The sequence below is a fragment of the Aminobacter sp. 01T433 genome, from assembly GCF_056398585.1.
The window spans coordinates 1-5,712 of the sequence record NZ_JBFTPR010000047.1 but is presented as its reverse complement, the minus strand read 5'-3'; the positions used below and the strand labels follow the sequence as shown (position 1 = coordinate 5,712).

8 protein-coding genes are annotated in these 5,712 nt (G+C 60.3%); all 8 read left to right on the top strand.

Features of this window, described 5'->3' with window-relative positions; translation table 11 throughout:
* Positions 1-1,918, top strand: a 1,918-nt coding sequence (locus AC1DLV_RS30115; RefSeq protein WP_476836342.1) for a phage tail protein, incomplete at its 5' end; no start/stop codon positions are given.
* Positions 1,919-1,968: 50 nt separating this feature from the next.
* The gene (locus tag AC1DLV_RS30110) at positions 1,969-3,027 is read left to right on the top strand and encodes a hypothetical protein (protein ID WP_476803618.1); all 1,059 of its coding nucleotides are present in this window, start codon (positions 1,969-1,971) and stop codon (positions 3,025-3,027) included.
* Positions 3,027-3,452: a hypothetical protein gene (locus AC1DLV_RS30105; RefSeq protein WP_476803619.1), complete on the top strand. Its 426-nt coding sequence runs from the start codon at positions 3,027-3,029 to the stop codon at positions 3,450-3,452. The genes AC1DLV_RS30110 and AC1DLV_RS30105 overlap by 1 nt, the downstream gene beginning before the upstream one ends.
* A complete protein-coding gene (locus tag AC1DLV_RS30100; protein WP_476836341.1) occupies positions 3,452-3,973 on the top strand; it encodes a DUF7338 family protein in 522 nt (173 codons plus the stop codon). Before AC1DLV_RS30105 ends, AC1DLV_RS30100 begins: the two co-directional genes overlap by 1 nt.
* Positions 3,974-4,116: 143 nt before the next feature.
* Positions 4,117-4,602: a M15 family metallopeptidase gene (locus tag AC1DLV_RS30095; RefSeq protein WP_476803621.1), complete on the top strand. Its 486-nt coding sequence runs from the start codon at positions 4,117-4,119 to the stop codon at positions 4,600-4,602.
* Position 4,603: 1 nt separating this feature from the next.
* Positions 4,604-4,969 carry a hypothetical protein gene (locus tag AC1DLV_RS30090; protein ID WP_476803622.1) on the top strand — a complete coding sequence of 122 codons (366 nt, stop codon included), beginning with the start codon at positions 4,604-4,606 and terminating at the stop codon, positions 4,967-4,969.
* Positions 4,966-5,349, top strand: coding sequence for a hypothetical protein (locus AC1DLV_RS30085; protein ID WP_476803623.1), 384 nt, complete (start codon positions 4,966-4,968; stop codon positions 5,347-5,349). The genes AC1DLV_RS30090 and AC1DLV_RS30085 overlap by 4 nt, the downstream gene beginning before the upstream one ends.
* Positions 5,306-5,599 carry a hypothetical protein gene (locus AC1DLV_RS30080; RefSeq protein WP_476803624.1) on the top strand — a complete coding sequence of 98 codons (294 nt, stop codon included), beginning with the start codon at positions 5,306-5,308 and terminating at the stop codon, positions 5,597-5,599. The genes AC1DLV_RS30085 and AC1DLV_RS30080 overlap by 44 nt, the downstream gene beginning before the upstream one ends.
* The last annotated feature ends 113 nt before the right edge of the window (positions 5,600-5,712 follow it).

Genomic DNA, 5,712 nt, shown 5'->3' with positions numbered 1-5,712 from the left:
GCATGGGCGTTTTCACATCGCGCAACTGAGGCTGAGGCCAGAAACCTACACGATCAACGTCGACTTCGAGAACCTGGTCTGCACGCGTGGCGACCGCGTCCGAGTGGCCCATGACGTCATGCTCATCGGCCTCGCCAGTGGTCGCGTCGGTTCGGTCAACGCCGGAACGCAGACTGTCGTTCTCGACGAGACGGTCAATATGGTGGCCGGAACGCTCTATTCGATCCGGTTCAGGTTGAGCGACGGCAGTTTCGTGCTCCGCTCGACGATACCGTCGGTAACGACGGAGACCAATACCCTCATGCTCACGGGCACCGGCGCGCTGCCCGCGACTGGCGACCTGTTCACCTTTGGCCAAGGGCAAAGCGAGTCCGCTGTCTATCGCGTGCTCGGCATTGAGCCGCAGGATAACCTTGTCGCCCGGATCACACTGGTTGACGACGCACCGGACATCTACCTCGCCGATAACGGGGCGATCCCGGACTTCGAAAGCAACGTCACTAAGCCGGTCGATCCGTATTCTTTGCCGCCGACCGACATTCGGATGACGCAAGGGATCTATCTGGAAGGCAGCGATTTCCTTGCCGTCGTGTATCTGAGCTGGAGCGTGCCGCGGCAAGGCCGAGTCCAGTTCTTCGAGGTCGAATACCGAAATGAAGGGGACGGTACCGGCAATTTCCAGACCGGACCGGTCGCAATCTCGCCTCAGACGTCTACCGAAGTCAGGGGGCTCCAGGCCGGCGTCTATACGTTCCGTGTCCGTTGTCGGTTCGATGACAATTCGGTGTCGAGTTGGCTGACCTCGGAAGCGTATGCCGCGGACATGCTCAACCATCCGCCGCCCGACGTGACCCGGTTCGAGATATCAACGCTCGGCGACACGTCCACGCTTAGCTGGGACGCGGTCCAGGCAACGGGCGTGACCTATGAAATCCGCTTCGTTGCGATCGACAACGTTACCGTAAGCTGGAATGCGGCAACCACGTTGATCCCATCGGTTTCGGGAACCAGCATCCAGGTGCCGACGATGATCGGAACCTACCTGATTAAGTCGGTGTTCCAGACCGGGCTGAAGAGCGCGAATGCTGCTCTGGTCGCAACCAACATTGCGTCACTTGCAGGGCAGAACATCGTCGAAGTGCTGGCCGAAAGCCCAGCGTACCCTGGCGTCCATGACAGCGTGACATCGTATGGCGGCGTTCTTCGCCTCCAGGAAAACAACACGATGTCGACGTGGGAGACGCTTAGCGATGTGATCTCGCTGCAAGAAGGCGATGGGAATAGCCCCGGTTTGGCGCTCACCGGTACCTATTATTTCGACAATGGTGTCGATCTGGGTGACGCCTACACCTCGCGGATCACGGCGCTGCTCGATGCCAGGGGCGAGAACCCCTATCAGGTTATGTCACTGTGGACGTCGCTGGCGGAAGTTGCCGTTCTTGACGACACCGGTGCCGATGACTGGGAAGTCCGACTTGAGTTCCGGACGACGATGGTCGATCCAGTTCTCGCCGTCTGGGGCGACTGGTTGCCGTTTGTCGTCAGCGATGTCACGGCGCGCGCTTTCGAGTTTCGCATCATCCTGGAAGGGCGTCCCGTCAACGATGGCGCAGCGACTTATGGGCTAACAACGCCGGCAGTGCATGCGCTGAGCGTGCAAGTCGATATGCCAGACCGCGTCATCGCCGGTGATGATGTGGTGGTGCCGGCTGCTGGCTTGGATATCGCGTTCAGTCCCCCGTTCAAAGCCTTGCACGGCATCGGTACTGCCGACCAGAACATGGCCACCGGCGACTATGGCCTGATCACAGCCAAGGGTCCGGCAGGTTTCCACATACAGTACTTCAACGCCGCCGGAACTCCGGTCGAGCGCACCGTCGACTACATGGCCAAGGGCTACGGGCTCCAGCAAGCCTAGCCAATACTTCATCCCCCACTTCCAGGCATCACCAAAACGAGGCGCATTCAATGGCCCAGTCAGACTTTGGCACGATCAATCCCGCGACCAAGAGCGGGGCACAGCTATCGACCGATCTCAACAGTTGGCGCGATGCACTGCATAGCTCTCACAAGGGGTCGACGGCGCCGACCTATAAGGTCGCCGGCATGTTCTGGCTGGACGACACCACGGCGGCGACGCATCTGCTCAAATACTATGATGGCACCGATTGGATCACGGTTCTGTCGATGGACACCACCAGCAACCGAGCGTCAATCGTCACCCTGCCGGATCGGCTCAGCTTCCCCTTGGCTGGCGGTACCGCTAACGCGCTGACGCTGACACCCTCGGTCCCGTTGACGACCTACTTCGATCTTGACGTCTTCACGTTTGAGGCAGCATCGAACAATACAGGTGCTACGACATTGAACGTCTCTGGCGTCGGCGCCAAGGCCATCCGCAAGATGGTCGGCGCCGCGGATGTTCCTCTGGTCGCGTACGATATCCTTGATGGCGTTCGCTACACAGTAAACTTCGACACTTCGGCCGATGCTTGGATTCTGGCGGGGCATGGCGTCGGGGTCGGGTCTAATCTCGAAGCCGGTTCAATCTCCGCTGTTGCATCAAAGACCCTCGATCTGACGGCATACATCGCGGCCGGGTTTACCGAGTTCGAGCTTGTCCTGAGGAACCTCATCCCCGCGACGGATGGCGCTGGGCTCCGGCTCCATGTTTCAACCAACGGCGGCTCGTCCATCTTGTCCTCGGGGTACTCATACAACTTCCTGGTTGCGCGGGGAGTGACGGTCGCGGCTTCAGGTTCGCCAACTGCAGCCGGCTTTGCCATCAGCGATGACCACGGAAACGCGGCGGGCGAGAGTGGGAATTTCACAATACGGATGGATACCGGGGCTGGCGCATTCACGTTCAATTCCGAAGGCAATCATTGGGATGCGACAACGGACAATTTTCTAATGGTCCACACGTCCGGGCGAAACGTCGTAGCAGCAAACGCCATCCGGGTCAGTTTCACAGCAGGCAACATCGCTTCAGGTTCTTACGTCCTTCGCGGCAAGAGGAGCAGCTAATGCGCGTCGCTATTCTGGACGCCGCTGGCGTCATCACCCAGATCGAAGAAATCACCGAAAAGGGCATGGCGGAAGGCTATCGGCCTGAAGGTGAGTGGATCGAGGCCGGCGAGGATTGGGAAGCTGGTGGGGCGGTGACTGGCGGTGTTTATTCGCCTCCTGTGCCCGTCGTCGTCGTTCCTGACCGGGTAACCTCCCGGCAGTTCAAACTCCAGTTGCTGGCGCCCATTCTGCCAGCCCATCCAGACGGCATCATCGATGCTGTCGAAGCCTGGGTCGAAACGCAATCTCGCGCCGTCCGGATCGCCTATGCCAACTCGGGAACTTTCGCCCGCAATGAGCCGATGCTTCAGGCTGGGTTCAATGCCCTTGGGTTTACCCAGGAGCAGCTGGACGAATTCTACGTAAAGGCGGACAAGCTGTGATGTATCTCCGCTGGGCGCTCCTGGCGCCGATCTCGCTTGCCTTCAACCTGTTCGTCATCCTGACCTCCCCGATCTGGGCGCTGTGGGCTGCGGTGTTCAAGCTGCGGCAACTGCCGTGGATTTTCGCGCTAGTGCACACCCACGACGACGATGTGTACGGCTCCAACACCACGCATGAGCCGGTACCCTTTATGACCTTCGCGCGGTTCAAGCGGGCGGTCTGGTGGCTGGTTCGCAACCCCGGCTATGGCTTCGATGCCCATATTCTCGGCTTCGACCATTCGGGCATGGTGATCACCTGCGACAGCGGCCCAACGGCTGCGTTCGACCAAGCCCGCACGTCATCCCGCTTCATTGTCATGCGCGCGAAAAGCGGCAGGCGGTATTTCTGCTACCGGCGCGATCAAATGCTGTTCGGTAATCGCTGGTGCAAGATTTTCATTGGCTGGCACTACGAGGCCAAGGCCGCCAACCGTCACATGATCAAGGTGATGATCAATCCGTTCCGGACGCTCTCATGAGAGCCGCACTTCTCGCCCTGCTAGTTCTGGCCGGTTGCCAGACGGGCCATGAGGTCGATCCTGCCATCGAGCGCGAAGTGATCTGCAGCATGCTGACCTGCGGCCGCTAGGCCCGATTCCCCATCCACAAGAGGATTACCGTCATGACCACTGCAACCGCGTGGCCCACGCAGGCCGACGTGCGCAAATTCTATGGTGAACCGGGCAACCCTCAATGCACCGCTGGCATTGCTGAAATCCCATTTCCGATGCGCATCGCATGGGACACGAACTCGATCGTTCGTCGCTTCCGCTGCCATAGCAAGGTGAAAGGATCGATCGAGGCCATTTTCCGCAACACCCTGGCCCACTACGGCGAGGCCAAGATCAAGGCTCTCGGGCTCGACCTCTTTGGCGGTTGCTACAACCTTCGCCAGATGCGCGGCAGCAAGGCCTGGTCGACGCATTCGTGGGGCATTGCCGTCGACCTCGATCCCGCCCGGAACCAGCTGAAATGGGGCAAGGACCGGGCCGCTTTTGCCAAGCCCGATTACACCGCGTTTTGGAACATCGTGGAGGCCGAAGGTGCACTCTCGCTCGGTCGCGCCCGGAACTACGACTGGATGCACTTCCAGTTCGCGAGGCTCTGAGATGGCGAACCAGCGTCAATATGTGACCGGCTTCGGCTCGCAGTTCAGCAAGCCCTGGAATGCCCGCCGCAAGTCGGCCCTTGCCATTTTGGTCTGGGCCGGCGCGCTGATCACCTATCTTGCGATTTGGGGCAAGGCCGACAGCTTGCGCGAGGCCATCGCGACGTCGGTTGCGCTGCTCATGGCATCAACTGCCGGCTCATTCATCTTTGGGGCGGTCTGGGACGATGCCAGCGCACGGCGCGCCGAGGTCGACGCCATGGCAGTCAACGCTGGTATCTCGCCGACACAGCAGGCCGGCGCGACCATAGTCCAACAGAACAACCCGCCACCCGATCCAACACCGCCACCGGGGCAGATGGAATGACCGCGCTGCTTTCAATGCTGTGGCGGGTCCTTCGGATCTCGGTGCCAATCCCTCTCGCTCTGATCATCGCCGCCGGCCTCTGGGTCTACCTCGACAAGGCTTCAGCCGTTCGGGTGGCAGTCAACAAGGCCGTCACAGAGCTTGTTGCAGGCGCCGAGCTCGATGCGATGCAGGCTCAAATCATCGAGGAACGCCGACTGCGCGCCTTTGTCGAGGGCAAGGCCGCGTCGCTGGCCTATGCCAACAAGCGCTTCGAAGAAGCCCGCATCGCAGCAGCCGTCGAAAACGAGGATCTCGCCGATGAACTGGAACAACTCAAGGCGCGCGATGTGCCTGATGGCGTTGATCAGCTTCTCTTTGACCGGCTGCGCAACAAGTGAACGTGCACGGCTGGCTGATGCCAAGCGCGCTCAGGCAGTGGCCGAGGCAATGCGCGCCGCAATCACGGAAGCCGCCAAGGTTCCCGACAAGCCAGAGGATTGCCGCATTAGCGAACGTTCCGGCGTCAAGCTAGGCGACCGGCTCGATGTGGCCCTGCTGAAAACTGACCGCGCACTTGGCCGGGCAAATGCGCGGATCGATCGCTGTTGGGCTTGGGATCAAGACTACCGGAAAGGGCTGGGGAATTGAGCGAACGCAGCATGGACATGATGTTGGGGCGCATGGAGGGTCAGCTTGAAGCGATCCTTGATCGTATGGACCGCGCCGACGAAAGCAGGGCAGGCGTTCACCGTCGGCTCGAC

Bases quoted from the DNA above. Each gene is read 5' to 3' on its own strand.
- AC1DLV_RS30110 (WP_476803618.1), top strand. From the start codon at position 1,969: ATGGCCCAGTCAGACTTTGGCACGATCAATCCCGCGACCAAGAGCGGG.
- AC1DLV_RS30090 (WP_476803622.1), top strand. From the start codon at position 4,604: ATGGCGAACCAGCGTCAATATGTGACCGGCTTCGGCTCGCAGTTCAGC.
- AC1DLV_RS30080 (WP_476803624.1), top strand. From the start codon at position 5,306: ATGGCGTTGATCAGCTTCTCTTTGACCGGCTGCGCAACAAGTGAACGT.
- AC1DLV_RS30100 (WP_476836341.1), top strand. From the start codon at position 3,452: ATGTATCTCCGCTGGGCGCTCCTGGCGCCGATCTCGCTTGCCTTCAAC.
- AC1DLV_RS30105 (WP_476803619.1), top strand. From the start codon at position 3,027: ATGCGCGTCGCTATTCTGGACGCCGCTGGCGTCATCACCCAGATCGAA.
- AC1DLV_RS30095 (WP_476803621.1), top strand. From the start codon at position 4,117: ATGACCACTGCAACCGCGTGGCCCACGCAGGCCGACGTGCGCAAATTC.
- AC1DLV_RS30085 (WP_476803623.1), top strand. From the start codon at position 4,966: ATGACCGCGCTGCTTTCAATGCTGTGGCGGGTCCTTCGGATCTCGGTG.